Genomic DNA, 24,821 nt, shown 5'->3' with positions numbered 1-24,821 from the left:
GTAATCGGCAAGCTCACGCTTTAAAGGACGTGGGGCACATTCATCAAGCAGGATTCGCATCGGCTGTCAACATTTCCTTTACTAATTCAAGAGCTGCGATCGCCTGTTCTCACTAACACCAGGAAAATGATCTAGAAATATCTCTAATGAATCACCAGCTTCAAGATAATCAAGCAGGGTTTTCATTGGTACACGAGTTCGATTACTAAGTAACGTCAGTTTGGGTTAAGCAGAAGCAGGCAAAGCAGTATCAATAATGAGTGAAGGCTTCTTCGGCTGATGACAGTAGGCAATCAAACCGCAGACTAAGTTGACCAAGCAGTTAACTGGAGAACGGAGACGAGAATGTTCAATCCCCCTTTCGTCTTACTCCCTTGCTCCCTTGGCCACTCCTGTTTCCTGACTTCTTTCTTCTTCCTGGCCACTCACCCGCCTTCTGTCTAGGCAGAAACGCGGATTGAATTAATTCGTATGGTAGAGGCGTTATTGAACTCTCTCCTACTAAGCTTGGTATTGACTCTTTCTGGAGAGTCGATCCTTCAGTAGCTGGCAGAATACCGAATGTTAACCTGGGACAAATCAAAAGTTCGTGTTCTAGTGGTGGATGATCACGAACTCACTCGATTTAGCTTAAGTCTGGCTTTACGCAACCAGCGAGACATTGAACTGGTCGGGTTGGCGAGTAATGGGATGGAAGCGATCGAACTGGTGAAACAACATCACCCAGATGTGATCATTCTAGATTTGCAAATGCCCGTCATGAATGGACTCAGCGCCTCCACCCACATCAAAGCAGCTTACCCAGACATTCAAATTCTTGCCTATTCCTCACTAGAGGATCCTCAAACTGAGGTCATGATTCAAACCGCAAACTTTGACGCCTTTTGTACAAAAGACACCGCAACCAGTGATCTGATTAGAATGGTCAGGCAGCTTAGCCAACAAGTTCCCGGCAGTTAAGCCAGAAAGCCAAAAATTAAAACCAGAACCCCCAACTTTATTAATACAACCTTTTGGCTTATGGGCTAAGGCCAATTCAGAAGTTAGGGATCTAATTAGTTCAAATCCAGATCGGGAAAAGTTTGCTTAAACTCCTCCAGCAAGTCATCCATTTCTTCAATTGCCTGATTGACATCAATTCTTAACGTACCCAGGTCTGGCTGTTCCAAAAGGCGTATTAATGCTTCACGCTTGCCCTTAATTACAGAAACTCTCTCTTGAATTGTTTCAGGTTCCATAATAACCAACTCCCTCCCTCAGGACAGCAAATTTCAAGTATTTATTCTATAGCGATCCTATCTGGATTTTGAAAAGGGATTTCGGCGGAATCCCTTTTCAAAAAGCCTTTTCACTTCACGAAACCATTTAGGACTGCTATACAACAGGGGGCAGGCGTTATACCAATTCAATATGAGGATACATAGAATTAGAACCCTCTGTAGTCCCCCTTGGTAAGGGGGACGGCGACAGCCGGGAGTTGATAATATACAGCTTCATAAAGCATTGGTATTTAGGTGGAAGAGGGGAAAGATGGTCGGATCCAACTTACCGCAAAAAAGGTGGGCGCTTTACATCAACAGGTTTACTTTTCACTACTTCATCAATGAACCGCTTAAGCGCCTGTTCCCGGTTCTTCATAAATGAGGCCCAAAACCCTGGCTGATATTCATCCATTGTTTTCGCTAACGCCCAAATATCAACTGCCAGAATGTTGTAAAGCATCTCATCCTCTCGTTTGAGTGAGTTGAGCTGCTCAACCAAGGAGCTTTTGCAAACGGCGGGCTGATCGTTATTTTTGATCATAAGGAGAGCCAACTGAGGAAGATGCAGCAGAGATTAATAGCATACTGACATATTTCTGTTTTTTTGTTACAGGCAACCAATCTGCAATATCGTGAGAGCTTCATTAGTGAGAGCTTCATTGAGAAAGGCACAGCAACTAAAAGCTATTCTCCTTTCACTAATTCTTCCCATCCATCTCAGCCTCTAACACCCAAATAGGTTTGGAATAAATGTGGCATTCGTAAATCGCCAGAGAGCGAGATAATGAATTGAGAATGACTTGTTGTAAACCTGAACAAAACCTTCCTCTATGTTACGTCAAACCTCTCTTGGTATGTTGGGTCTAAGCGTGGGGAGCCTCCTTACGCTGGTTGGTTTTGTGGCTTATTTTACAAACAACCCTACGTTAAATCTGGCTGGCTTTTTCTATGGCATCCCCCTTCTACTAGGTGGGCTGGCTCTCAAAGCCGCAGAATTGAAGCCTGTTTCTTTCAGCCAACCAACACCTGAACACGTACTGGCTTTACGCGAGCAGCAAGCCACGGCGACTCAAAATCAGATCCGTAATGATGTGATGCGCTACCGTTACGGTCAAAAAGCTCATTTTGAGAGCGCGTTGAATTACCTGGGGTTGAGCCCTACTGATGAAGAGCGACCGGACCTGATCGGTATTCGAGAAGAGGAGCGAGAGGGTTGCTATGCGCTGGTTTTAGAATTTGAATCACCCCAGATTCCTTTAGCCACCTGGCAGCAGAAACAGGAGAAGATGACCAGCTTCTTTGCGCCAGGAGTTAGAGTGGAGGTGAGCCAGCCTGAGGGCGATCGCATTGACCTGGCACTGGTTGCAACAGGTGAAAAGAAGTGAGTGGGGATCACTTCCTACTCCTCGCTCCCTGTTAAGAGTGAAAAGAAATACGAGAATATGTGCGAGAACCTAATTCTCTACTTTGCCTTTTGTCTCACTTCTCCAACCGTACCGCATACCACTGCAAAAACTGCCCCGGTTCTACCTCCAGTTCACAGGATGTTTCTAGCAAATACTTGGCCTGCTCCTGAACTGAAGAAAATTTTTGCAAGTCTCTAGGCAATTCATCCTGAAGTTCCGCCAAAACCTTTTGGAGCCTTTCTAGCATCTCTGAAGTTGAAAAAAACCGTTCTGCTTGACCCGGCTCTAACAGAACATAGGTATCACTTTCATAAAGTCGAGGGTCTGGCATCACAGTCTCCATTGGAGTGAACTCACTTCCATTCTGGCACCTTACTCTTCACCGCTCTCAAACATTATTTCGCTTTTTCCTTTCTGGCTCCTGACTTCTGGCTTCTAGCTCCTGCCCCCACTCTCACTCGCCACTGCAATCCCTGTAGCTACTGCTATACAATGGCAATTTGGGCTGTTGGTTGATGATTATGGTTACACTCTCCCCTGCTTTAAAGGAGCACCTTGCTAGACCGCTGAAGATCGGCAACTTTGAGGTTCAAAGCCGGGTGTTGCAGTCGCCATTATCAGGTGTAACCGATCTGGTATTTCGGCGGTTGGTGCGTCGCTATGCACCAGATTCCATGATGTATACGGAGATGGTCAATGCAACTGGGCTGCATTACGTGAGACAGTTGCCCCAAATTATGGAGGTTGACCCGCAAGAACGCCCAATTAGCATCCAGCTTTTTGATTGCCGTCCAGATTTTTTGGCAGAAGCAGCCCAAATGGCTGTCGAGGAAGGGGCAGATACAGTCGATATTAATATGGGCTGCCCAGTGAACAAGATTACTAAAAACGGGGGTGGCTCCTCCCTGTTGCGGGAGCCGGAAACAGCGGAGGCGATTGTCCGGGCGGTAGTGCAGGCAGTGAATGTACCTGTGACTGTCAAAACTCGAATTGGCTGGACGGATAAGGAAATCAACATTTTGGATTTTGCCAGACGAATGCAAGATGCTGGAGCGCAGATGATTACGGTGCATGGGCGTACCCGTGCCCAGGGGTATAATGGCCCGGCTAAGTGGGAATGGATTGGTAAAGTGAAGGAAATCCTTTCTATTCCTGTTATTGCCAATGGAGACATTTTCTCCGTTGAAGCGGCTGTGAAGTGCCTGGAGATGACTGGCGCAGATGGAGTCATGTGTTCACGGGGAACACTGGGTTACCCATTTCTGGTCGGTGAAGTGGATCATTTTCTGAAAACTGGGGAGGAAAAAGCGGCACCAACCCCTGTGGAGCGTTTGCAGTGTGCCCGTGAGCATTTGTGGATGCTCTGGGAATACAAGGGCGATCGCGGCGTCCGTCAGGCCCGCAAACATATGACCTGGTATTCCAAAGGTTTTATGGGAGCGGCTGAACTGCGTGGACAACTGAGCACGATTGAAAATGTGCAGCAGGGAATCGACCTATTGGATAAGGCGATTGACCGCCTACTCCAGCATGAAAGTTTTGAAATGAATGCAGAGCAGAATATTGAAACTGATCAATTTGTGATGATTTGAGCGCGATCGCCAGCAAGGATATTCCCTAGAGCGTCACTTTAGGAAAGTAAAGTATAGCGATCCTATTCGGCTTGTGAGCAAAAATTCTTGCAGAACTCTTGCCCACAAGCCTCTCCATCTCACAACTGATTTAGGACTGCGATAGCGTTCACAAACTATTTGTGAACAAGGGGAGTGGGGGCTGCACCCCCGAGCAAGGGTGGAACCTCTACATCTCGTTCAAATTTCAAGAAGGATCGCTATATTTAATTTTGCGTTGAGAATATCAATTTTTCGATGGAGAACTTAGTCCTTTCTTTCGACAAACCGTCTACTTCAGCCACTATTGTTGAAATTAACAAACTATTGTTGAAATTAACAAATGGATATCCAGCCTCTAGTCCTGGATTGCTGGAAGTTTAGGGTGTTTCTTAATCCGATTTCTTTGTTTATATTTTGGTTTATATTTTGACGAGTTTAACTATTTTATAGCGGTAGTCATTATGGTTAGGACGGGGTGCAGGGGTTCCACCCCTGGTTGGGGGCGAAGCCCCCACTCCCTCTCTCATTCCAATGTCCTAACGCACCCGCGTAGAGTTATAATGCGGCTAATTTTGATGATCGCAGTTATCCTAACCGTAAAATTGATCGAAGACGTAATACGCCTCAAATTCCAGGTGTAAACTATTCCAATTCGCTACAGCCCAATTCAGTCGGTCCTCACCATGAAGGTATGGCCCAGCGGGACCATCCCCAGCCTCTTTCATTTAGAAAGTTACATCTTTCTCTGCGCCCTATGGCGAACTGGGATTTGAATCAAAAACTCTGCTCCTTGCCTCGGTTCAGAAACACATTTGAGTACACCCTGGTGCTTTTCAACCACAATTTGATAGCTGATCGATAGCCCTAAACCCGTTCCCTTGCCGATGGGTTTAGTAGTGAAGAACGGGTCAAACAGTTTACTCTGATACTCCTTCGGGATACCCGGACCGTTATCCTGAATGCGAATGCAGACCATTGGCACTTTTTCCGGCTCATCCTCTTCGCGAATAACGGTAGATCCAGATACCCGACCATGTAGTAATTCTGTTTGAATCGTAATGGTTGCGGGATTTGCGGCAATTTCTTCAGGCGATCGCCGCTGATTAAACTGATCCAACGCATCGATCGCATTACTCAAAATATTCATAAAGACCTGATTCAGTTGCCCGGCATAGCACTCCACCAGTGGTAGGTTACCGTATTGCTTCACAATCTGGATGGCCGGGTGTCCCGGACTTTCCTTCAGCTTGTTTTGCAAGATCAGTAGCGTGCTATCAATTCCTTCATGGATATTGACCCGTTTCATCTCAGCCTCATCCAGGCGAGAAAAGTTGCGCAGCGACAGCACAATTTCCCGAATCCGGTCTGCTCCAATGCTCATAGAGTCCAGCATCTTTTGCAAATCCCGCACTAGAAAATCCAGGTCAATTTCCTTACGGTATTCTTCGATCTCCGGATCCCTGGTTCCATACTTCTGATCGTACAGTTTAATCAGCTTCAGCAAATCTTGCGTATAATTTGCGGCATGGGGCAAATTACCGTAGATAAAGTTGATGGGATTGTTGATTTCGTGGGCAACCCCCGCCACCATCTGTCCCAGGCTCGACATTTTTTCGGTTTGAATCAGTTGCGCCTGGGTTTGCTGGAGGGCTTGCAATGCTTTTTCAGACTTTGCCATCTCCTGCCGCAAACGCCGCTCATTCACTGTCACCTGCCCCAGTAAAGCGTAAAACGAAATGGTCAGACGGCCCAGTTCATCTTCCCGGTTCATCAATTCTTCGCTCTTAGCACTTGTTTCTGCCAGACGGTTACACTCATCCATAATGGGCTGCAACCGCCGGTTTAAGTGCCGGACAAACATCGCCACCACGATTGCCAATAGGATAGAAGCACCCACCACAGACCCCAACGCCCCCAGAGTTGTAAACCGCACAACCGGCCCCAGAACCACCGACTCCGGAACTACTGCCATTAAGACCCAGTTGTTATTTGGAATGAGTTCATAAGCCCAAAATTCCCGCTTACCCGTCTCATCGGTCCAGTGCAGAATCCCTTCTTTCTCCCCTGCCTTTAACCTTTGCTGAATCTGATGCCACAGCTCGCTGTAGTTGTTGAGGTGGGGAAAGGGCTTTAGGGCTAAGGCCTCCTGAGGAGCAGGAGGGTAGGCGATCAAGTTACCTTTGGCACTGACCAGAATAAAGTTCCCGTCATCCCGCATGACTTTCACCCCCAGCTTTTGGCTGAGGAACCCCAACTCTAAATCCTGGCTGAGGACTCCGAGCAGCTCTTTCTTCTTGCTGTAGAGCGGCATGGAATAGGCGGTACTGACGAGGCGCTTGGGTGGATTTAACGTTGTTTCCAGATAGGATTCTGGCTCCAGCCAAACAGGTTTGCCTGCCGCGATGGGCAGTTTGAAATAGTCCGCCTCAAAATCTTCCTGGTTGGATTCTCCGCCTTTAGCAATGACTTTTCCACTCTGCTCACGCACGGCGTAAGGGTAGGCATACTTACGTTTGGGAATAATGAGCCGCTGGTTAGGTGGTTGCCCAAAACCCAGACCAGTCCCCAAGGGAGAGGTTTGCAAAGAGCGGTTGATGAGATTAACGTAGACCTGCTCCCGTCGCTCTCCAGCTTCGTACAGGGTTTCTACGGCATCGCCAACTAGTCTCGTGGAATACTCAAAGGTCTTCAGGTCTCCTTCTAGACTCTCTGCTTTGACCTGTAAATTGGAAAGAAGTTCTGCTTCAGATTGCCGGGCCAGTTCCCGGTAAGACAGAAACGAGGTACTTGCCAGACCCACCAGCGAACCCGCTAAAACTGAGAGAAAAAGTCGGGAACCAACTGATCGCAAAAGTGATGTTCCCCGCTTACGACGCGGTGGGCTAGACTCCGCAGCGGTGGAAAACGTGTTCATGGCCCCAGGTTACCCAAATAGATTGTCAGAAGAATCACGGAGTGACCAGTGTCCTATCAGCAAGATTTTGTTGGACCGAAGATTTTCAAAACTTAATCCAAATCAACTCATAAAGCTTGCTCTACCCGTCAGATTGAGCTTGACAGACCATTAGCTAACGGCTTTCATCGTAGCAGAGCGATCGTAGTAGCACAAAAGAATTGAGTCCATTCTCTCCTTACCAAGTGCAATTGCATTCACTTTATCAATAAATTTATGTTCAATCAGATGTTTCAGAGGTTGCTCAACCCGGTTAAAGTAGCGCATGGCATCTGCCGCCTTCTGATCCCACTCCTTGTAGTAGCGCAGAATGTCGTTGGGCATAACCCTGGTACGCGAACAACCAGGCTCTGGAAAACAGTAGAAGGGCCTATCTAGATTAAAGTAGCCATAGTCATCCGTTAATTCTTCTCCAGGATAAATGTCTCTGGCCGCCACCTCGAATTTGTAAGGGGTTGCAATGCAACTGGAATTAAAGCTGTGGTTCACATAGCGGGCAATGTCCCAGCAAAGAATATATTTTCCCTCGTTGTCCCGGTAGCAATACTTGATGAGTCGCTCCTGTAAAAGGGGATCCAGGGAAAAGACGTAGGACTCATCAAACTTCTGGTCTAATTCATCCAAAACCCAGGTGATAGTTCCCTTAGGAATCAGTTTTGTAGCAAACACACCATATCCAATTGATTCGTTGATGAATCGGAGTTCTGTGTGTGGATGCATCATTATAGTCAAAACAGTATTCAGGCTAAAAAATTACTCAGTAAAACCGAATCGGTTCCCTTAAGAGTCTAGAGATAAGCAGCGCTTATTACCAGAGCACTCATCAACCCTATGGAGGCAATAGACTTTTCAAGGATAAGGACTTTACCATCCAGGCAATATTGAAATTCTGGGAGGTCTATAGCTATAGTCACCAGCTATAGTCACCAGGCGCGAGGCAGAGCACGCGGTTCTAGCTGGAAGCGCCCCCCCTTAAATCAGTGTTCTAAGTAATCTGGCGACAGCTTAGGATTATCCTCTTTCACCAAATAGCTGGGAAAGCAAGATTAACAAAAAATGAAAGAGTAGTTTACCTGTTCTTTCACCTTTGATGAATTAGAAAGCCACCAACTCCAAGCACTTTAGAAAGTGGCTAATAGTTCAATAATAAAAGCCTAGCAGGCGTGTGGGGAAGCTTCCTCTGAATTGATACTGAATTCGGCAAGAAAAGCAACCCTGTACTGAAGATTCTTTCGTTCCAAAACCCAAGCAAGGTTCCACCCCTACACCCCCAACCAAACTTTCGTTTTGCTATACCAGTGGTCTGTCAAGACTATTTTGAGGGTTTTCAACTCCTCAAAATATCCTGGAAATAGCTTTTATAGAAAATTTAAGATATTTCTCAAATTTATCCTGACGGACTAGGGTTGAGAAATGAGAAGTCTAATAAGGGGGCAGGTTCGAAATCTGACTCTACTAGAGAGGAGCAAAAAAAGAGCTGTGAATTGGGCAATATTGACTTAAATAGAAGGAGGTTTAGTAACCTTCTTCCTCATATTCTGGTGCTTTCTGCTTTTCAGGAATGTTCATTTTGGGAGGTTGGTAAGCCTTTTCTTCCTGGTCTTTCCAGTAATCGTCTTCGTACTCGTCTTCATACTCATCTACCGGGTAGGACTGGGGCTCGACGTACTTGTCGTACTTTTCTTCGTACAGATTGGTTGGACTGGCTTCTTTCCAGTTTTCTTCCTCATCTTCGTAGAGTGGCTCTGCCCGTCTTTGTTGCTGACGCAATTGTCTGGGTTCGTTGCCCCAATTATCGTCATCCCAAGTTTGTTGCACTGGTTCTCTGGTCTTTACGGGGGTAGAGATGGGTGTACGGACCCCGCTCGGAAGCTGGTTGTCAGGTCGGACGGTGGGAACGTAGCCTTCATCGTACTCATCTCGTTCCCAGGGTGCTTTGCCAATGCCGAGCCGCTCCAGCACGCCAACAGAAAGCTGAACTAACCGTTCTTCTGCCCCTTCAAATACGATCAGGCGATCGGGTCCGCTGCTGACAATTTCCTCAACTGGCAGTTCGTAAGTGCTGACAACCTGATCGGGAATCAGGGGAACTCCCAAGGAAGCAATAATCAGCGAAGTGAGTCTGCCGTCATCCACATCAAACTTGTAACCCCGAACCTTGCCAAGCAACTCGCCAGTTTCGGTGATGACTTCGCAGCCAATCAGAGTATTGTAGGATTCGACATCGATGTCCTCAATCACATTCTCATCGTCAACTAGAATGACGTCACCAATCTGCCGAATGCTGCTTAGAAGCATAGGCTGGGGAGTGCCGTAGAACAGGTTTGGACGCAGGCTCAGTGCAACTACTTCTCGCTGGTCGATATCGACCCAGAGTTGACTGACTACTCCCAGCTTTTTGCCCGTGTCACGGGTGATAACAAGGGTTCCAAGGAGGTCAGAGCGTTGGCGGATTTCTTCAGATGCCATTTTTAATTGCCGAATTTTGATTCGCGAATCCTAAATCAATATCAAATCACATAGAGGCGCTTTGGGGCAGCAGGCTAATTCCTAAAACTTGAGTATAGGCTCCTCGTGCCTGGGTAACCCCGATGGTACGTTGAGCTGACTCAATCATTGGACGTCGGAGGCTGACGACAATAAATTGCGCTTGTTGCGCCTGCTGTTTGATCATTCTAGCTAATCGCTCTACATTTGCCCCGTCCAGGAACATATCGACTTCATCGAAAGCGTAAAACGGCGATGGGCGGTAGCGTTGGAGGGCAAAGATAAAGCTGAGGGCAGTCAGGGATTTTTCTCCTCCAGACATTGAGGCAAGGCGCTGAACGGGCTTGCCTTTGGGGTGGGCAACCAGATTCAGGCCGCCATTAAATGGGTCTTGAGAATCTTCTAATTGTAGGTGACCGTCGCCATCGGAAAGTGTAGCGAAGATTGCCTGAAAGTTCTTGTTGACGGCATCGAAGGCTTCTTTGAATGCTCGCTGGCGGAGGGTGGTAAAGTTTTCAATCCGTAACAGAAGTTCGGTTCGCTCTTCTTCCAGGGTTTTGAGTTTGTCGGTGAGTTCTTTCAGGCGTTTTTGGGTGCGATCGTACTCTTCGAGGGCTAGCATGTTGACGGGTTCCATTGCCTGGATGCGTTTCTGTAGGGATCGCAGTTCGTGCTGTAGGGATGAAAGATCTTGAATTTCTACATCAGGGGGCAGGTCTGGGATGGGATGGGGGAGTTCCTGGCGTTCAGTTTCCAGTTGGGCCTGGAGGGTGGAAAGTTCTTCGCGGCGGGTTTGTTGGGTTTCCTGAAGTTTTTGCCGCTGCCACTCCAGTTGCTGCTGACGGGTCTGGTGTTCGCGGAGTTGGCGATCGCAGCGATCGCGTTCCTGCTTTTCTGTGCCCAACCGGCGATCGAGTTCTGCGAGGGCTGCCTGGGTTTCCTCGATTTGATGGGTAACGGCTGACTGCTGCTGGCTGAGCGCTGATTGTTGATTCAGTTGGGCCGTTTGCTGAGTGCGGTAGTCTTGTAGGCGTTCCTGCCCCTGCTGGATTTTCTCTTGAATCCGCTGGCATTGGTTTTCCAGGTCTTGCAGCCGCTGCTCCAGGGTACGGACTGCCAGTTCTCGATGGTTCAGTTCAGCTTCCTGGGTACGCAGGGTTGCCTGGATCTGCTGCCATTCGCTGTGGGTCTGGGAAGCTTCGAGGGTTGTCAGTTCTTGCCGCAAGTGGCGTAGCTGGCATTCCTGAGCGGGAATTTCGGACTCCAGAGTTTGCAGACGATCGCGGGCACCTACCAATTCCTGGGAATTGGAATCAAGCTGAGCTTGAATCTGGAGCAGTGAAGCCTCCAGGGTTTGCCGTTCTTTTCCTAGCTGCTCTAACTGAAGTTGGGCTTCCCGATGTTGCTGGCGGGCTTCTGCTAAACCCTGGGTATGTTCTTTAACAAGTTGACTGGCGCGATGGATGCTGTTCTCGCAGTATTCCAGGATTTGCTCAATTTCGCGCAGGCGATCGCGCAGTTCCGTCACCTCTACTGACTCTGCTGGGTCTACGGTACCAAAGTGAATGGACTGGCGTGGGCTGGTGCTGCCTCCAGTCATAGCACCGCTTGTTTCCAGCAGTTCCCCCTCCAGAGTGACGATACGATACTCACCCAGATGACGGCGGGCATCTTTCAGGGTTTCAAAGACAACGGTGCTGCCGAAGACGTAAGCAAAGACATCGCGGTAGCGGGGCTCGAAGTCAACCAGATTAATGGCATAGTCGATGCAGCCGGACAGCGATCGCACTCCCTGCCCTCCCGGAATACGCCCTGGTTGCAACTTATTGAGCGGCAGAAAGGTTGCCCGTCCTGCTTTCCGCTGCTTTAAGAGTTCAATTCCAGCGGCGGCGATCGCGTCATCTTCCACAACCAGATAGCCCAGTCGAGCACCAGCGGCTATTTCGAGGGCTAATTGATAGCGGGGATCAACTCGCCCCAGTTGGGCAACCAGGCCACAGATTCCAGGCAAGTTAGATTTCAGGATCAATTGGGCGGCATGGGTTCCCTGGGCTTCTTGCATTGCCTGGGTTTGGGCTTCCAGCTTGTCGAGTCGGCGCTGTTTATCTCGCTGTTCGTTCAGAAGGCGGCTCTGGGTTTCCTGCTGGATCTGCAACTCCTGTTCAGCAGCGGCTAGCCCTTCTGCAAGGGTCTGCTCCTGCTGCTGGGCAGTTGCCTGTAAAGTTTCTACCATTGTGGTTTGTTGGCGTTTCGCTTCAATTTGCTCTTGGAGAGCGTGGTAGGTCTGAGTTTGTTCCTGGATCTGGCGTTCTAATTGCCGAATGCGTTCCTGTAATTGAGCCTGCTCAGTCCGCTGAGGTTCCAGGGTGTTTAGCAGGGCTTCTATTTGACGATGGAGGGCGGCCTGCTCCTGCACTGAGGTCTCGGCAGTGGCGGCGATCGCATCAGCAGTCTCCCGTGTTTGTTGCAACTGCTGGCGGGCGCGATCGCGATCATCTCGCAGGGAAGCAGCGCGTTGCACCTCTAACCTCTGTTCCTGGATGAGGGACTCTAGATTCTGTCGTTGTTCTTGAATATCTTGTTGGGTCTGTACCAGGCGAGTGGCAAGTTCCCGGTTGGCGGCTTGCAGATCCTGCTCCTGGCGTTGAAGCTGGCGCAATTCTGCTTCGTGGGTAGCGAGGGTGGATTGAAGGGCAAGCTGTTCCTCTTCACCCAGAGCTCGAACGCGAGCATTCCGTTGCTCCAATTCAACTGTTGCCTGACGAATTTCTGTCATTAGGGTGGCGAGCTGTTCAGTGATTTCAGCCAATTCGCGATCGCCCGCTTCAATCTGCTGCCGAATTTTTTCCACAGCACAAGCAGACTGACGGTAGCGAATGATAATTTCCCACTGCTCCTTAGTTTGCAGTTCTTCCCGTAATTTTTGGTACTTTTCCGCTTTGATGCGGTCCTGGGCGAGGCGATCGCGCTGGTCGATCAACTCTCGCTCAACAATGTGATAGCGGTCTTCCCGTTCCTTGACGGCATCCAGTTTCTCCTTAGCCTGGTTGATTTTGCGGTCAAACGTAGCAACCCCCGCCAGTTCATCAATAATTTCCCGCCGTTCCCGGGGGTTCATCGAAATAATCCGGGTTACGTCTCCTTGCAGTACAACGTTGTAGCCCTCCGGATAGATCCGTAGCCGGTTCAACTCTTCATGCAGTTCAGTGAGGGTACAGGGAGTCCCATTAATGTAGTAGTTTGAGGTGTAAGTTCCCTGCTGGGTTACTCGTAGCTTACGCGTAACGCTCCATTCTTTGAAAACAGGTGCCTTACCATTTTCATTCTCCACCTGTTTGCTTAAATCAGCCGTGCTGTTGGTAGAACCATTATTAGCCTCTACTTTCAGCACTTTTCCGTTTCCACTCACCTGCCGCTCGATCACATCATCCAGCAGTTCAGGCTCATCGGAGAGGTCGAAGGTTACAGTCACACTGGCTTCCACAGCCGAACGATTGCGGCTAATTTGATTGTGGTTGACCAGGTCGGGGAGCCGTTCCGCCCGCATTCCTTTAGACCCGGCCAGCCCCAGGCAAAATAGCAGGGCATCAATGAGATTGGATTTTCCCGAACCATTGGGGCCGGAAATCACAGTAAAGCCGGGCAGCAACGGGATTGGCGTTGTGCCACCAAAAGACTTAAAGTTCGTGAGTTCCAGGCGTTTAATGTACACAGCCTGCCCAAATTAGAAGGGAAAGATCAGAGTTCAGTGTAACGGTTAGATGCCTGCTTGAGCAGAAATATCGCTACTTCCCAATTCATAGCACTTTTAGAACAGTTGTTCTGCATAAATTAAAATTTTTTCTGCCTCGCTCTCCCCCTGATCCCCTCCTTTCTCTTCTGACTCCTGGCTCCTGATTTCGCCTAGACCTCAATGGTTTTATTTTCAGTCCCCAGTAGTTCAGCGATCGCCTGTCGTTCTAGAGGCGGTTGGGCGGGTAATACCTGCCGGGCATCGGTAATTAACCAGTCTAGAGAAGCAGCCTGAACATCGATGGTGGCACCCGTTTTGTCTACACAGTAGCGGCCAAACACCAACTTATCCACCAGACGAACACCCGGACCCAATCGGGAATGTTCAAAGATGACACTGTTATCAACTACGGCACCACTACAGACCCAGCAGTTGGGGCCAATCATTGTCGGTCCAATAATCGTCGCGCCATCCTCAATCCGGGTCATTCCACCAATGTAAACGGGTCCCTGAACGTTGATTTTGTCCCAGTTCACAGCCACATTGAGTCCGGTGTAAATTCCTGGAGCCACTTGGTGACCGGGGATCTGGACATTTTTGATTTCGCGGGTCAGCACACCTCGAATTGCATGCCAGTAGTCGGGCACCTTACCGATATCCACCCATTCAAAGTCCATGGCAATGCCGTAAAAAGGCGCGCTTACCTCAACCAGCTTGGGGAAAAGCTGGCTACCGATATCGTATTCCACTCCAGAGGGAATGAAATTGAAGATTTCGGGCTCAAAAATATAAATTCCGGTATTAATGCAGGTGCTGAGGGCTTCTTCGACAGAGGGTTTTTCCTGAAAGGCTTTGATTCTACCGTCTTCGTCAGTCACCACTACACCATAGCTGGAGACATCCTCACGGGGAACCTCGCGCATGACGATGGTAGCGATCGCCCCTTTCTCCCGATGCCACTTGACTGCTGCCGTTAAGTCAAGATCAATCAGGGCATCTCCACAGAGCACGACGAACGTATCGTCGAAGAAGGGAGAAAAATCCTGGATCTTGCGCATCCCTCCAGCTGAGCCGAGTGCTTCTCCAACCAGTTCCCCATCCACAATCCGCCCTTCAAAGGAATAGGCGATTTGCACACCAAACCGTTGCCCATCCCGGAAGTAGCTCTCAATTTCATGGGCCAGATGGCTGACGTTGACCATAATCTCGGTAAACCCATGCTGGCGGAGCAACTCCAGCAGGAACTCCATCACTGGCTTTTGCAGGATGGGAATCATGGGTTTGGGAATAGTGTAAGTGATTGGACGAACCCGAGTTCCCTTACCGGCTGCCAGAATCATGGCTTTCATAGATGTTTATCTCCCCAACCCTTAGCCACAGATAATAATCAACTACAAGATCTCACCAGACTTCATCTCACCAGACTTCATCTCACCAGACTTCGGTAGACGACTGCCTTTCAAACTTCCCAGAATTGACCGAGATGCTTGGATGGCTTTAGTCTGAGCCACAAATCCACAATCAAACAATCCAGATGCTAGAAGATTCTCAGGACAGGCAGTAATTAAACATTGGACTCTTCGTCATTTTCTGCTTGAACCCAAGCATTTCTTCACAGCATCTACATCTAAACACCTATCCAAGTCTATTGGAAACTTCCCTCCTGCGATACAGCAAATCCTGCACAGGAGGGTATCGATCGCGGGAGTTGCAGGCAGCACGCATTACACATAGTTTCAACTCATACAACTTCAAATCCGTATTTGGTCACAGAAACTCCTCTTGAACTAATAATCAGGGGATGCACGGGTAGCCCAACTGGTTAAATCGGTTACCGACTGATCGGTGAGCTGGCGAATTTTCAGATCCCGGTAGAATTCTTCCTGGGCCAATTCGACTTTGGATTGAGACGTGAGCAACAGGAGCGCCCAGAAGATCCCAACCCGGTCGTGATTGGGTGAATGTTCCGTCGAGTCCGAAGCCACAGAGGAGGTTTGGAGCTGTTTCCAGAACGCTACCAGAAGTTCAAAGTCCAGCCACTCCTTATCCTGGGAAATTTCTGCCCAGTTATTCTGGAAAAATTCTTCCAGGGCGATCGCCATCTCCGATAAATTTTCCTGATGAGCCAGTTGGGCGATCGAGCGTACTGCCTGACTGCGAGATTGTGGGCGAGGGCGACGAACCCGCGTGCGTGGTGTTTTGTCTTCTAAGGCCGCTGCGATCGTCCGCAACTGGTCAATCAGCTCTTTCAGAGTTACCCTCCGCCGTTTAGGCGGCTGCGCAACTGCCCGACGGCTCAATCGCCGCTCCAAAAATGGAGGTAGAGCAGCCCCGTCAAAATCCAGTGCTTCTAGAAACTCGCCGTCGTCTTGTAGCTCAGGGTTCTCGACCTCCTCTTCGGCCTGGGATAAACTCTCTGCCTTCAGCAGCACCAGCATGGAAGCATACAAAAACGCCTGTCCTGATTGAGAAAGAGTCGCTTCATAGGGTTTCCCTTGAGTTATCACAGGAGCCAGATCACTCAGAAAGCGATCAATCACATCAATCACCTTGACATCCCAGGGGTCAATTTCTCCCCGTTCTGCCAGATCAATGAGAAAGGCGATCGCATCCTGTGCAAGGGAAATGGCCATGCAAAAACACTATCGGATAGGAGTCCGGGCAAAATAGATTGCAGCCAGAAGAATCAACCCTAGAAGCAGCAGAGGCACCCAAAGGCTCCAGAGACTGAGGGGGTTCACAAAATCAGACCACTCCATTCTCTGTATGCTAGCTCACTACTGCGCCGTTATAACCTCTGCTTCCGATTCTTCCGTCGTTTGTTGGGAAGCAGGCAACAGGCGTTGTTGCTCCTGAATCTCCGCCCGATAACGTTCAATGTCTTCTTCTAGCTGTTGGATGCGAGTATCCTTAACCCGAATTTCCTTACTTGTCTCTAACAGTTTTTGAACTGAAGTCCAGACGCTAAACACCCATGCCAAAACAGCCCCAATTCCCATCGCCAGAATCAACTCAATTGAAAGGGGGGCCTGTAGCTGAATGCCTTTGACAATATGAATTACCGCAGGCTCAGTATTCTCAATTCCAAATAGAACAAGGGCCAGACAGATGACGAAGATGATGACGAAATTAATTTGTCGCATACCAATTCCTACCTTTGCAGGTAACTTTTTGCGGCTCTCCTAACTTGCCGGTGAAAGAGTAACATAGATGCTCCTCCATACCAAACAAAATTCTCAAGATAGAGATTTTGTTGTAGTAATAAGCCTTACTTATTACTAAACTCTCAGAAGATTCCTTTCTTTTGTTTCTAGGGAGGGCTGAATTAAAATTAGCCCTTTCCAGACATACTGATCAAATTTTTAGCAGAGGGAGGGGGTAAATGTGGAATGTCTGGGGAAGGTTTTGGAATTGGGAAATGAAGTAAAAACCGATTATTCCTCCACTGTCGGCTCTTTAGACGCCGCTTCCTTCATCACCTGGGATTGCGCTCCTAAAATGGCATCCAGGGTGCCCTTAATCGTGCCAGCAACGGGAACCGCGATCACAACTCCAAGGAATCCAGCGATCTTCAGCCCTACTAGGAGTGCAATCACAATCCAAATAGGATTTAGCCCGGTAAAGTCACCCATCATCCGGGGAGCCAGAACATTATCTCGAATCTGGTGTAGAACAGTGGCAACAACCCCCACCTGAATGCCCAGCCCCACGTCTTGCAGCATCACCAACAGGGCAACCAGGCTGATCCCCAACGCTGCACCAATGAAGGGAATAAGCTCTGAAATGCCAATCACAATCGTAAATAGCAGGGCAAACGGTACCTGCATCCAGACAAAGATCGGAATCAACACCATCACCATAAAGATGGCCAGCAGAATCTGGCTGATGAAAAAGTTCTGGAAGTTGAGCCGCAGAGATTCGCTGAGGGGAATCCCAATCTGAGGGGGGAGGAGATTGATTAAACCCTGCCAGAGGCGACCGCCATAAAGCAGCATGTAGAATGCCAGCACCAAAACCAGAATACTGTCTATAACTCCGCTGAGGGTGCCCAGGGCTAACCCAACAGCCTGGCTTGCCAGTGTTTGTAGCTGGCTCTCAATTTGGGTATTAATTCGACCACTGAACCCCCTCAGATCGAGTGGGAGGTTATGCCTTTTTGCCCAGGCATCCAGGGCATCAAAATTCTGGCGGCTAGCTTCTAACCATTCAGGAATTTTGTTGACAAGCTGGGTAGTTTGCTCCGTTACGAGTGGTACCAGGGTCAACCCTATGAGAATGAGCAAGGCCAGAGTAATCAGTAACACCAGGGTTACTGATTGTGTCCTGCTCATGCGAATGTATTGAAACAACCGAACCAGATAGTTCAGCAAAAACGCCAGGATGGCGGCAACAATGAGTAATGTAATCAGATGCTCAAAATACCGGAAGACCTGGGTTAGCAGCCAAACGTTTAAAGCCACAATGGGACCGCTCAGACCAAAAATTAATAGGCGTTGGAGGTTGACTGAACGGTGCATCTTTCAACGCTGGGGCAAGGTTCTTAGTGATTGGTGACAGGTGAGGGGTTGAGGGAGAGGGACTGGGAATTAGAGGCTGGGGACCAGGAGAGGGGAAGGGCGAAAAGGTATTAGAAGCCAGGAGCCAGCCGCCAGAATTAACCAAGCCTAAATATAGGTCAATTTCACCTAAATATAGGTCAATTTCAAGTTAGGGAAAGTGAAGGGGGTTATGTAGCTGTATCGGGATGAGAGTCCGGCGATCGCGCCACTGAACTGTTTTTTTGCCCAAATCGTTGGGGATATTTCAGGTAGGTACCAAGGAAGACAAGAAGCACAATTATCAGGGTACCAATTCCAAGCGGGTTGGCTAGCCAGAACACGGCCTCTAAATGGTTCAATTCGCCAGGTACTAGCTGCCAGACCAACTCCTTACCGCTCCGATGGATCTCAGGTTTAGCAGATTTTGGTGTCAAACTGCGGCCACCCCAGGGAGTGGTGAGCCCAAACTCCAGATTTATCAGGTCACCGGGGCTGAGGAGCAGGTCGCCGCTGGAGGAGAGTACGCCCAGCGATCGCAAATCCAGGTCGTAGCGTAAGTGATTCCGCTCTACGAGTAAAAAGTTGCTGCGGGTCAACTCAAGGTGTGAGCTAATTTCGGGCAAGTCTGCAATAGCCCCTGTAGCAAATGAGCCGTCTTTTTCCGAAGAGCTGAAAAATTGGTTGAACTTCGCTTCCAGGTCGGTGTGATTGCTGAAGGGAATCGTTACGATGATTTCCTGATTGGGAAGACGCTCGACCTGTCCTCCCAGATTACGGCTCCGCTGAGCGATCGCGTCTAACCATTGCTGGGTTGTGGAGCCGCTCAGAGTTTGCAGCCGTTCTGCCAGATGAATATGCTGCACAATTTGGCCATGGCTTGGGCTCTGAAACTGAAGCTCGATATCATATTCCACACACCCCGAAAGCAGTAGCGCCACGAATAAGATGATCCCCAGAAGAGAAAAATCTTTGAGCAGGCCCTTATGGGTAGCAGCTACGGCAGGTGCATGGGAAGAACAGGCAAAAACCGATGGGTCAGTTTGCCCAGCCTGTTGATCTGTAAAGCGTTGCCAAAGGTCAACGGCACAGCGAGTAAGGTTTGAAATTCGGAAACCTAAAAAACGGAGAAATAGGAGTGGGCGCATGTCAACCCTCAGTTCGACTCCATCAGGAAATAATAGCCTCTGGTTAATTAGCCTCTAGTTCAAATATCATCCCCTATCCCCGACCCGATAGCCACCACAAAGTTCCCAGTACGAAGGCGGCTACTACTAATGCAACCCAAATGAAGCGATTACCTTGACTATTCACATGGTTGGGATCAACGGGTTCTAACTGAAATGCTGGCTTTTCCAAGTGAGATCGTTGGGCGACTGGAGCAGACGATCCCTTCCGGTCTTGAGCATTGCTGTCTGTAAGATTGGTCAAATCAGGAATTTGAGTCAGCCATTCGGGGCGGCTCCTCAGTTTAGGAGCTTCCAGAATATAGAGCAATCGCTTGCCCTGCTTGCGTGTGCTTAAGTCGGGATGACGACTGACTTGACGGCAAAGGGCGATCGCTTCGGTCCTTTGCCCTGCTGCCTCGTAGGCAGTCACCAACCAGGTTTGGATCTCGCCCCCCAATCGCGTTCCAGCCTCAACCAGAGCGTTGGCCGCTTCCAGATGTTGTACTGATTTTCGGTATTCACCCCGCTCAAAGGCTGTTCTACCAGCCCGGTACTCAGTTTCGATGATTTTAAGGTCGTCTGAACTCACAGTAAAAATTTGGGAAATACACACCTTCTGCCCATCCATCATAAAGGAGCCCAACTTTCATTGCTGACACTCATCGGGCAGATTTTCCAGCTTTATTGAAACACGTTAATCTGGAAGTTATAGCTATAGCCACCAGGTTTAGGACGGGGTGCAGGGGTGGAACCCCTGGTTGGGGCGCAGCCCACACACCCCCCTAAAACCAATATCCTAAGAAACCTGGCGACAGCTATAAACTCGAAATGACAGGGGGGCGAATCATATTCCCCTTTGGAATCGCCAATGGATGCGGGAATGAACATTCATTAAAAGTCAAAAAATTTAGAAGTGGTTGCCAGACGGTTGCCCATTCTTAACTTTGTAGTTTTGAAGCGTTCATTGTCCCAGGAGGATTGCACTTGCCAGTGTTTTCTTAACAAGTGGAAAAACCTATGAACCAACTAAACCTATGTTCCCAAAACCACTTAGCTGGGTGGGCTTCGTCTCTGACGCTGGTAGCGATCGCGGTCAGCCTTTCGTCTTCTCCAGTCAACGCCCGACCCGCCAATCTTGAATACCGCACCCATTCAAACTTCAGTCAGGCGGATTATGGAACGACCGTTTACGGTGGCTCAACCTCCTACGGGTCATACAACTCCGGTGGTTTTGGCGTTCGCATCGACGGCTATTCCAGAGAATATCCCTACACCTACCCCTCCTTCTACCACCCTAGCTACTCAACAGGGACTGTGGTCACTCAACCGATTTATCCCCACTACCCGGCTTATCCACACTATCCAGCAGGCTTTAACAAACCTGTACTGATCAATCCAACGGTTATCAATGGCCACTTCTACAAACCAACGCTGGTCAACCCAACCATTATTGGTACACCCCGATCAGTGGGTAGCCGTTCCTGGAGCCGGACGACCGTCATTCGCTATCCGGTTCCCTATGGGGCCTCTGGCGTCACCATTCAATTTGCCCCTCGTCGGGTCTATCCTTAACCCTCACTAAGAAACCATTCTTAGCAGGGTCACCTCCCAAACCAGGCGAGGCTGAACGTATCGCCGCAGATGTTCACGGGCACGCTCTAAATGCTGCAACGGTGCTAGGTTGGGTAGAGCTTGCGTTGAAAACCTTGCCTGGAGTTGCTGCCAGTAATGGTGTTGCAGGTAACTGATCAGCCAGAGTTGGGCTTCCGTATCAATTGCTTTATCGATTTGGCGGGCGAGATTAAGAGCATCCCGATGGGATCTGGGCAATTGGATCACAGCCTCCAGCAGATCGGGCGGGATTTCCTGGAGCTGCTGCCAATGGGCGATCGCCTCGCCCGGACTGCCCTCGGCCAGTTGTAACACCTGGGGATGGGCCAAAATTTCTGCCTGCCCCACTTGTTGCAATACGGCTGCAACTGCTTCATTCGTTAATCGGTAGAAGGGAATTCGTTGACAGCGGGAAACCAGCGTTGGCATCAGAGATTCTCCCCCTGGCGCAATCAAAATTAGAGTTGCCTGACCCGGTTCCTCCAGGGTTTTCAGCAACCCATTGGCCGGTGCCTCTGCCATCGCTTCTGCACATTCAATCACCACCAGCGATCGCGGAGCCTCCAGTGGCGCCCGCGAAAGAAATTGAGAAATTTCCCGCACCTGCTCCAGTCGGATTAACGGTGGTGCCTTTCGTTTGACCCCCGCTGCTGCTGCTTCTGTTGCCGTTAGCCGCTTACCCTGATACAGATACGTCGGTTCCACCCAGAGCAAGTCAGGATGGTTTCGCTGACGAATTCGACTCCGCAGAACCGCTCCTGACTTTTCAGACGTTGTTTTGCTAAACAACAGTTCTGCAAAACACTCCGCTGCCAAACTCCGCCCTACCCCAACCGGCCCCGAAAACAAGTAGGCAGGGGCAACCCGCTCCCTAACAACAGCCTGGGTCAACAGTTCAACAGCCTGAGGTTGTCCAATTAGAGCAGCAAAAGGAGACATAGGGACTACCCATCGAATCTCAAGGCGCGTCCACGGATGTCTGTATGCAGTTTGCCCCGCGCATAAACAATGTTTCCCCCCACAATGGTGTAAACTGCCCAGCCGGTTAATTTCCAACCTTCAAAGGGACTCCAGCCGCATTTGGTCAGCAGTTCTTCTCTCAAGACAGGGCGGTAGGTATTCAGATCGACCAGAACTAGGTCGGCGTCGTAGCCAGGAGCGATCGCGCCCTTATTGGGAATTCGATAGGCTTTAGCAACTGCGGTAGACATCCAATGGGCTACCTGGGCAACCGTACAGCGCCCCTGCATGGCCTGAGTCAACATCAGTGCCAGGGAGGTTTCTACCCCTGGCATCCCAGAAGGACTGTTGGGATAGGGTTGCGCTTTTTCTTCCAGGGTATGGGGGGCGTGGTCTGTGGCAATGAAATCAATTACACCATCCAGCAGTGCCTGCCAGAGGATATCGTTATCGTGGGGCGATCGCAACGGCGGGTTCATCTGTGCCAGGGTGCCAATCTTCTCATAGACACTGGTATTCAGAAGCAAATGCTGGGGAGTGACTTCGGCTGTCACCCAGGCGGGTTTATCCTGGCGCAGCAATTCTACTTCTTCTGCCGTGGACAGATGCAAAATGTGCAGCCGCCGTTGGTATTGTTTGGCAAGTCGAAGCGCTAGCTGCGTGGCGTTTAGCGCTGCCTGATTATCTTGAATGGTGGAATGAATAGCCGGATCGGTGATGCCAGCAAACTGCTGTCGCCGTTGCATGATGCGAGCCTGATCTTCAGCATGGACGGCAATCAAGCGATCGCCCTGGGCAAAGATCTTTTCCAGCAGTGCATCCTGATCGACCAGTAAAGGACCATGCATGGAACCCATAAAAATTTTAATGCCTGGGGCGGGCGCAGCTTCCAGTAAGTCAGGTAGCACCTCCGCAGTAGCCCCAATGAAGAAACCATAATTCACCAGACACTTTTGGGCAGCGCGTTGCAATTTATCGTCCAGTGCCGCCTGGGTGGTAGTCAGGGGACGAGTATTTGGCATTTCCAGGAAGGAAGTCACCCCCCCTCTGGCGCAGGCACAACTTGCAGTAAATAAATCTTCCTTATGCTCCAGACCAGGTTCACGAAAATGAACCTGGGGATCAATCACCCCCGGCAACAAAGTCAGCCCAGTTGCGTCTATTTCAGTAACGGAATCTTCCGGGAAAGGAGGCGCAATCTCGGGGGTAACCTGTACAATGACCCCATTCTGCACTAACACATCCCCTATCATAAACTCTCTATCAGGCTGGAGAATTCGTGCATGCCGGATCAACAAGGATGAATTTAATGCCATCATTTTGTCATGCAGGATTTGGAATCCTGGAGTAGTTTAGAAATGAATTCTTGTTTTCGGAAGTGAGTAAGGCTTATACAGTAGATGTTGGTAGATGTTGCTGCAATGACTTAACCAACCCGATCTTTTATTCGTGATCATTACCTTAGATTTACCAGAATTAGCGAGCACCTGACAGTTGAACCCTATGACGCGCGTACAGAGCAAAGTATCGGATGATAATTCTCCTAAGCAGCAAAAAACTGCTGAAAACCCCTGGATGGAGGGGCTCAAGACGATTGGCTTGAGCGCTGTTTTGGCGTTCGGCATTCGAACCTTTGTTGCCGAGGCTCGCTACATTCCATCGGGTTCAATGCTACCAACCCTCCAGGTCAACGATCGCCTCATCGTAGACAAATTGGGCTACTACTTCAAGAGCCCTCAACGGGGGGATATCGTCGTTTTCTCCCCCACTGATGCACTTCAGAAACAAAACTTCCACGACGCATTCATTAAGCGCGTAATTGGTCTACCAGGTGAAAAGGTTGAGGTGAAAGGCGGACGGGTTTACATCAACGACAAGCCCTTGAAAGAAAACTACATTGCTGATGCGCCTCAATATCAGTGGGGGCCGAAGGTGGTGCCCGAAGGGTCATACCTGGTGCTGGGCGACAACCGCAACAATAGCTATGACAGCCACTACTGGGGCTTTGTCCCGCGTGACAAGATTATTGGCCGGGCAGTGGTTCGTTTCTGGCCCCCGGATCGCGTAGGTGAAATTAAGCCAGACCCGACTTACTAAGTAGGTAGTCATCATTAATTTGTAAACGAGGGGAGTGGGGGCTGTGCCACCAAGCAGGGGATTTCACTCCCTCCACCCCCAAAATTATCCTTAATTTAATTGCGCCTGGCTACTTAATCCCTCAACCTGAGTAGGCAGCCATTTTTAACGCTCTGAGGTTGGGTATGCCATTGGCTTTGCTCGTAATGCCGTAACGGAGCGCAAGATTGCCTATTTGTTGGAGCTGCCCGCTTGCAGTGCCTCCAAACAGGGAAAAAGCGCGTCTAAACATCGCATCAAAGAACTCAAGCTGGACATTCAAGCCGACCGTCTCAATTGCCCTTACCGATAACTGGAGCCGCATAAAGATGCCCATCATCCCCCGCAACAAATAACCCTCGAACTCAACCAGTAACCTCTAAATGGTTGGGTCATAGGCGTTTTTAGCCTGCTGGTAAACACCACGCTACTACACACCCTGAACATAACGATCCTCCTGATAAATGCGCAAAGCGTATCTCCCTGTAACTGTTCACCGCAGGATTTGAATCTGTTCCACCATTTCATCAGGAAGTTGGTTCAATTTAGGAAAGCATCTACCATATTCAGGCGGCACTACTCCTGGAGCCAATAAACTGGCAAATGCTAAATCTGCCACTGAAAAGCAATCTCCTACCAGATACCTACATCCATACTGAGAGACGATCGCTCACCATGTTAAACATCTGTTGAGCTCGACGGTGTGCAGCCAGGGCACTTTCACGATGAACGTTGTAACTAGAATGGACTAAATATCGGGTCAAAGGAGGCGTCGCTGAATTTGGGTATGAAATAGGTGCTCTGTGCTTGAAACTTCGTTGCTTGAAACTTCGTTTCGATTCATACTGCTCTTCAGCAACGCCCTCCTAATGAGGTACGCATAGCCCTATGCTTGTTTACACCTTTTCTCTTGAAATACTGAAAGCGATCGCGTTCTAACCTACGCTTTCCGCAAACCCCAAATTTCCATAGTCTCA

The 24,821-nt window shown here is 49.4% G+C and carries 23 protein-coding genes and 1 pseudogene; 5 read left to right on the top strand and 19 right to left on the bottom strand.

The window, feature by feature from the left end:
- Positions 1–81: 81 nt before the first annotated feature.
- Both P4D80_RS17215 and P4D80_RS17210 read right to left on the bottom strand, forming a co-directional pair.
- Positions 82–219 (bottom strand): DUF433 domain-containing protein, encoded by a 138-nt coding sequence (locus P4D80_RS17215; protein ID WP_421659554.1) that lies wholly within the window; start codon positions 217–219, stop codon positions 82–84.
- Between the two features lie 6 nt (positions 220–225).
- Positions 226–354 (bottom strand): annotated as a pseudogene (locus P4D80_RS17210) (IS982 family transposase); the annotation flags it as partial.
- 207 nt (positions 355–561) lie between these two features.
- On the opposite strand from P4D80_RS17210, the gene P4D80_RS17205 reads away from it, so the two are divergent.
- Positions 562–960, top strand: a complete 399-nt coding sequence (locus tag P4D80_RS17205) for a response regulator (protein ID WP_421655238.1) — start codon at positions 562–564, stop codon at positions 958–960.
- Between the two features lie 95 nt (positions 961–1,055).
- Here P4D80_RS17205 and P4D80_RS17200 read toward each other — a convergent pair whose 3' ends face one another.
- Positions 1,056–1,238, bottom strand: a complete 183-nt coding sequence (locus tag P4D80_RS17200) for a hypothetical protein (protein ID WP_421655237.1) — start codon at positions 1,236–1,238, stop codon at positions 1,056–1,058.
- Between the two features lie 307 nt (positions 1,239–1,545).
- Entirely contained in the window at positions 1,546–1,803 is a 258-nt protein-coding gene (locus tag P4D80_RS17195) for a hypothetical protein (protein WP_421655236.1), read from the bottom strand.
- Positions 1,804–2,116: 313 nt separating this feature from the next.
- Here P4D80_RS17195 and P4D80_RS17190 point away from each other — a divergent pair, with 313 nt between their 5' ends.
- The gene (locus P4D80_RS17190; RefSeq protein WP_421655235.1) at positions 2,117–2,647 is read left to right on the top strand and encodes a DUF2854 domain-containing protein; all 531 of its coding nucleotides are present in this window, start codon (positions 2,117–2,119) and stop codon (positions 2,645–2,647) included.
- 94 nt (positions 2,648–2,741) lie between these two features.
- On the opposite strand, the gene P4D80_RS17185 is transcribed toward P4D80_RS17190, so the two are convergent.
- Positions 2,742–2,999: a chlororespiratory reduction protein 7 gene (locus tag P4D80_RS17185; protein WP_421655234.1), complete on the bottom strand. Its 258-nt coding sequence runs from the start codon at positions 2,997–2,999 to the stop codon at positions 2,742–2,744.
- Between the two features lie 190 nt (positions 3,000–3,189).
- Here P4D80_RS17185 and dusB point away from each other — a divergent pair, with 190 nt between their 5' ends.
- Positions 3,190–4,260: a tRNA dihydrouridine synthase DusB gene (gene dusB, locus P4D80_RS17180; protein ID WP_421655233.1), complete on the top strand. Its 1,071-nt coding sequence runs from the start codon at positions 3,190–3,192 to the stop codon at positions 4,258–4,260.
- Positions 4,261–5,014: 754 nt separating this feature from the next.
- Here dusB and P4D80_RS17175 read toward each other — a convergent pair.
- The 10 genes from P4D80_RS17175 to P4D80_RS17130 form a co-directional block, all read right to left on the bottom strand.
- Entirely contained in the window at positions 5,015–7,195 is a 2,181-nt protein-coding gene (locus tag P4D80_RS17175) for an ATP-binding protein (protein WP_421655232.1), read from the bottom strand.
- A 150-nt stretch (positions 7,196–7,345) separates the two neighbouring features.
- Positions 7,346–7,903: an SET domain-containing protein gene (locus P4D80_RS17170; protein WP_421655231.1), complete on the bottom strand. Its 558-nt coding sequence runs from the start codon at positions 7,901–7,903 to the stop codon at positions 7,346–7,348.
- A gap of 846 nt (positions 7,904–8,749) precedes the next feature.
- Entirely contained in the window at positions 8,750–9,703 is a 954-nt protein-coding gene (locus P4D80_RS17165; RefSeq protein ID WP_421655230.1) for a PRC-barrel domain-containing protein, read from the bottom strand.
- A 46-nt stretch (positions 9,704–9,749) separates the two neighbouring features.
- The gene (smc, locus tag P4D80_RS17160; protein ID WP_421655229.1) at positions 9,750–13,433 is read right to left on the bottom strand and encodes a chromosome segregation protein SMC; all 3,684 of its coding nucleotides are present in this window, start codon (positions 13,431–13,433) and stop codon (positions 9,750–9,752) included.
- A 191-nt stretch (positions 13,434–13,624) separates the two neighbouring features.
- Entirely contained in the window at positions 13,625–14,803 is a 1,179-nt protein-coding gene (locus tag P4D80_RS17155) for a sugar phosphate nucleotidyltransferase (protein WP_421655228.1), read from the bottom strand.
- A 438-nt stretch (positions 14,804–15,241) separates the two neighbouring features.
- A complete protein-coding gene (locus tag P4D80_RS17150; protein ID WP_421655227.1) occupies positions 15,242–16,087 on the bottom strand; it encodes a segregation/condensation protein A in 846 nt (281 codons plus the stop codon).
- Between the two features lie 144 nt (positions 16,088–16,231).
- Positions 16,232–16,597, bottom strand: a complete 366-nt coding sequence (locus P4D80_RS17145; protein WP_421655226.1) for a LapA family protein — start codon at positions 16,595–16,597, stop codon at positions 16,232–16,234.
- 291 nt (positions 16,598–16,888) lie between these two features.
- Positions 16,889–17,971, bottom strand: a complete 1,083-nt coding sequence (locus tag P4D80_RS17140; protein WP_421655225.1) for an AI-2E family transporter — start codon at positions 17,969–17,971, stop codon at positions 16,889–16,891.
- Between the two features lie 209 nt (positions 17,972–18,180).
- Positions 18,181–19,137, bottom strand: a complete 957-nt coding sequence (locus P4D80_RS17135) for a DUF3153 domain-containing protein (RefSeq protein WP_421655224.1) — start codon at positions 19,135–19,137, stop codon at positions 18,181–18,183.
- A 73-nt stretch (positions 19,138–19,210) separates the two neighbouring features.
- On the bottom strand, positions 19,211–19,747 hold the full coding sequence (locus P4D80_RS17130; RefSeq protein WP_421655223.1) for a hypothetical protein: 537 nt from the start codon (positions 19,745–19,747) through the stop codon (positions 19,211–19,213).
- 428 nt (positions 19,748–20,175) lie between these two features.
- Between P4D80_RS17130 and P4D80_RS17125 the strand changes: the two genes are divergently transcribed.
- On the top strand, positions 20,176–20,730 hold the full coding sequence (locus P4D80_RS17125) for a hypothetical protein (RefSeq protein ID WP_421655222.1): 555 nt from the start codon (positions 20,176–20,178) through the stop codon (positions 20,728–20,730).
- A gap of 6 nt (positions 20,731–20,736) precedes the next feature.
- Here P4D80_RS17125 and P4D80_RS17120 read toward each other — a convergent pair whose 3' ends face one another.
- The gene (locus P4D80_RS17120) at positions 20,737–21,708 is read right to left on the bottom strand and encodes a DNA polymerase III subunit delta' (protein WP_421655221.1); all 972 of its coding nucleotides are present in this window, start codon (positions 21,706–21,708) and stop codon (positions 20,737–20,739) included.
- A 5-nt stretch (positions 21,709–21,713) separates the two neighbouring features.
- Complete coding sequence (locus P4D80_RS17115) at positions 21,714–23,048, bottom strand: dihydroorotase (RefSeq protein ID WP_421655220.1); 1,335 nt, start codon at positions 23,046–23,048, stop codon at positions 21,714–21,716.
- 184 nt (positions 23,049–23,232) lie between these two features.
- Here P4D80_RS17115 and lepB point away from each other — a divergent pair, with 184 nt between their 5' ends.
- Positions 23,233–23,826 (top strand): signal peptidase I, encoded by a 594-nt coding sequence (lepB, locus tag P4D80_RS17110; protein WP_421655219.1) that lies wholly within the window; start codon positions 23,233–23,235, stop codon positions 23,824–23,826.
- A gap of 121 nt (positions 23,827–23,947) precedes the next feature.
- On the opposite strand, the gene P4D80_RS17105 is transcribed toward lepB, so the two are convergent.
- Both P4D80_RS17105 and P4D80_RS17100 read right to left on the bottom strand, forming a co-directional pair.
- A complete protein-coding gene (locus tag P4D80_RS17105) occupies positions 23,948–24,169 on the bottom strand; it encodes a hypothetical protein (protein WP_421655218.1) in 222 nt (73 codons plus the stop codon).
- A 168-nt stretch (positions 24,170–24,337) separates the two neighbouring features.
- Positions 24,338–24,463: a hypothetical protein gene (locus tag P4D80_RS17100; RefSeq protein ID WP_421655217.1), complete on the bottom strand. Its 126-nt coding sequence runs from the start codon at positions 24,461–24,463 to the stop codon at positions 24,338–24,340.
- Between the last annotated feature and the right edge of the window lie 358 nt (positions 24,464–24,821).

Source organism: Leptothermofonsia sp. ETS-13 (assembly GCF_049200465.1).
In the GTDB taxonomy this organism is placed as follows: Bacteria; Cyanobacteriota; Cyanobacteriia; order Leptolyngbyales; family Leptolyngbyaceae; genus Leptothermofonsia.
The sequence above is the reverse complement of the archived record's forward strand: the minus strand, read 5'-3'. Positions and strand labels throughout refer to the sequence as shown.

What these genes read in the sequence shown, in the direction of transcription:
- P4D80_RS17205 (WP_421655238.1), top strand. Translation starts at nt 562, where the DNA reads ATGTTAACCTGGGACAAATCAAAAGTTCGTGTTCTAGTGGTGGATGAT.
- P4D80_RS17200 (WP_421655237.1), bottom strand. Translation starts at nt 1,238, where the DNA reads ATGGAACCTGAAACAATTCAAGAGAGAGTTTCTGTAATTAAGGGCAAG.
- P4D80_RS17195 (WP_421655236.1), bottom strand. Translation starts at nt 1,803, where the DNA reads ATGATCAAAAATAACGATCAGCCCGCCGTTTGCAAAAGCTCCTTGGTT.
- P4D80_RS17190 (WP_421655235.1), top strand. Translation starts at nt 2,117, where the DNA reads ATGTTGGGTCTAAGCGTGGGGAGCCTCCTTACGCTGGTTGGTTTTGTG.
- P4D80_RS17185 (WP_421655234.1), bottom strand. Translation starts at nt 2,999, where the DNA reads ATGCCAGACCCTCGACTTTATGAAAGTGATACCTATGTTCTGTTAGAG.
- dusB (WP_421655233.1), top strand. Translation starts at nt 3,190, where the DNA reads ATGGTTACACTCTCCCCTGCTTTAAAGGAGCACCTTGCTAGACCGCTG.
- P4D80_RS17175 (WP_421655232.1), bottom strand. Translation starts at nt 7,195, where the DNA reads ATGAACACGTTTTCCACCGCTGCGGAGTCTAGCCCACCGCGTCGTAAG.
- P4D80_RS17165 (WP_421655230.1), bottom strand. Translation starts at nt 9,703, where the DNA reads ATGGCATCTGAAGAAATCCGCCAACGCTCTGACCTCCTTGGAACCCTT.
- P4D80_RS17155 (WP_421655228.1), bottom strand. Translation starts at nt 14,803, where the DNA reads ATGAAAGCCATGATTCTGGCAGCCGGTAAGGGAACTCGGGTTCGTCCA.
- P4D80_RS17150 (WP_421655227.1), bottom strand. Translation starts at nt 16,087, where the DNA reads ATGGCCATTTCCCTTGCACAGGATGCGATCGCCTTTCTCATTGATCTG.
- P4D80_RS17145 (WP_421655226.1), bottom strand. Translation starts at nt 16,597, where the DNA reads ATGCGACAAATTAATTTCGTCATCATCTTCGTCATCTGTCTGGCCCTT.
- P4D80_RS17140 (WP_421655225.1), bottom strand. Translation starts at nt 17,971, where the DNA reads ATGCACCGTTCAGTCAACCTCCAACGCCTATTAATTTTTGGTCTGAGC.
- P4D80_RS17135 (WP_421655224.1), bottom strand. Translation starts at nt 19,137, where the DNA reads ATGCGCCCACTCCTATTTCTCCGTTTTTTAGGTTTCCGAATTTCAAAC.
- P4D80_RS17125 (WP_421655222.1), top strand. Translation starts at nt 20,176, where the DNA reads ATGAACCAACTAAACCTATGTTCCCAAAACCACTTAGCTGGGTGGGCT.
- P4D80_RS17120 (WP_421655221.1), bottom strand. Translation starts at nt 21,708, where the DNA reads ATGTCTCCTTTTGCTGCTCTAATTGGACAACCTCAGGCTGTTGAACTG.
- P4D80_RS17115 (WP_421655220.1), bottom strand. Translation starts at nt 23,048, where the DNA reads ATGATGGCATTAAATTCATCCTTGTTGATCCGGCATGCACGAATTCTC.
- lepB (WP_421655219.1), top strand. Translation starts at nt 23,233, where the DNA reads ATGACGCGCGTACAGAGCAAAGTATCGGATGATAATTCTCCTAAGCAG.
- P4D80_RS17105 (WP_421655218.1), bottom strand. Translation starts at nt 24,169, where the DNA reads ATGCGGCTCCAGTTATCGGTAAGGGCAATTGAGACGGTCGGCTTGAAT.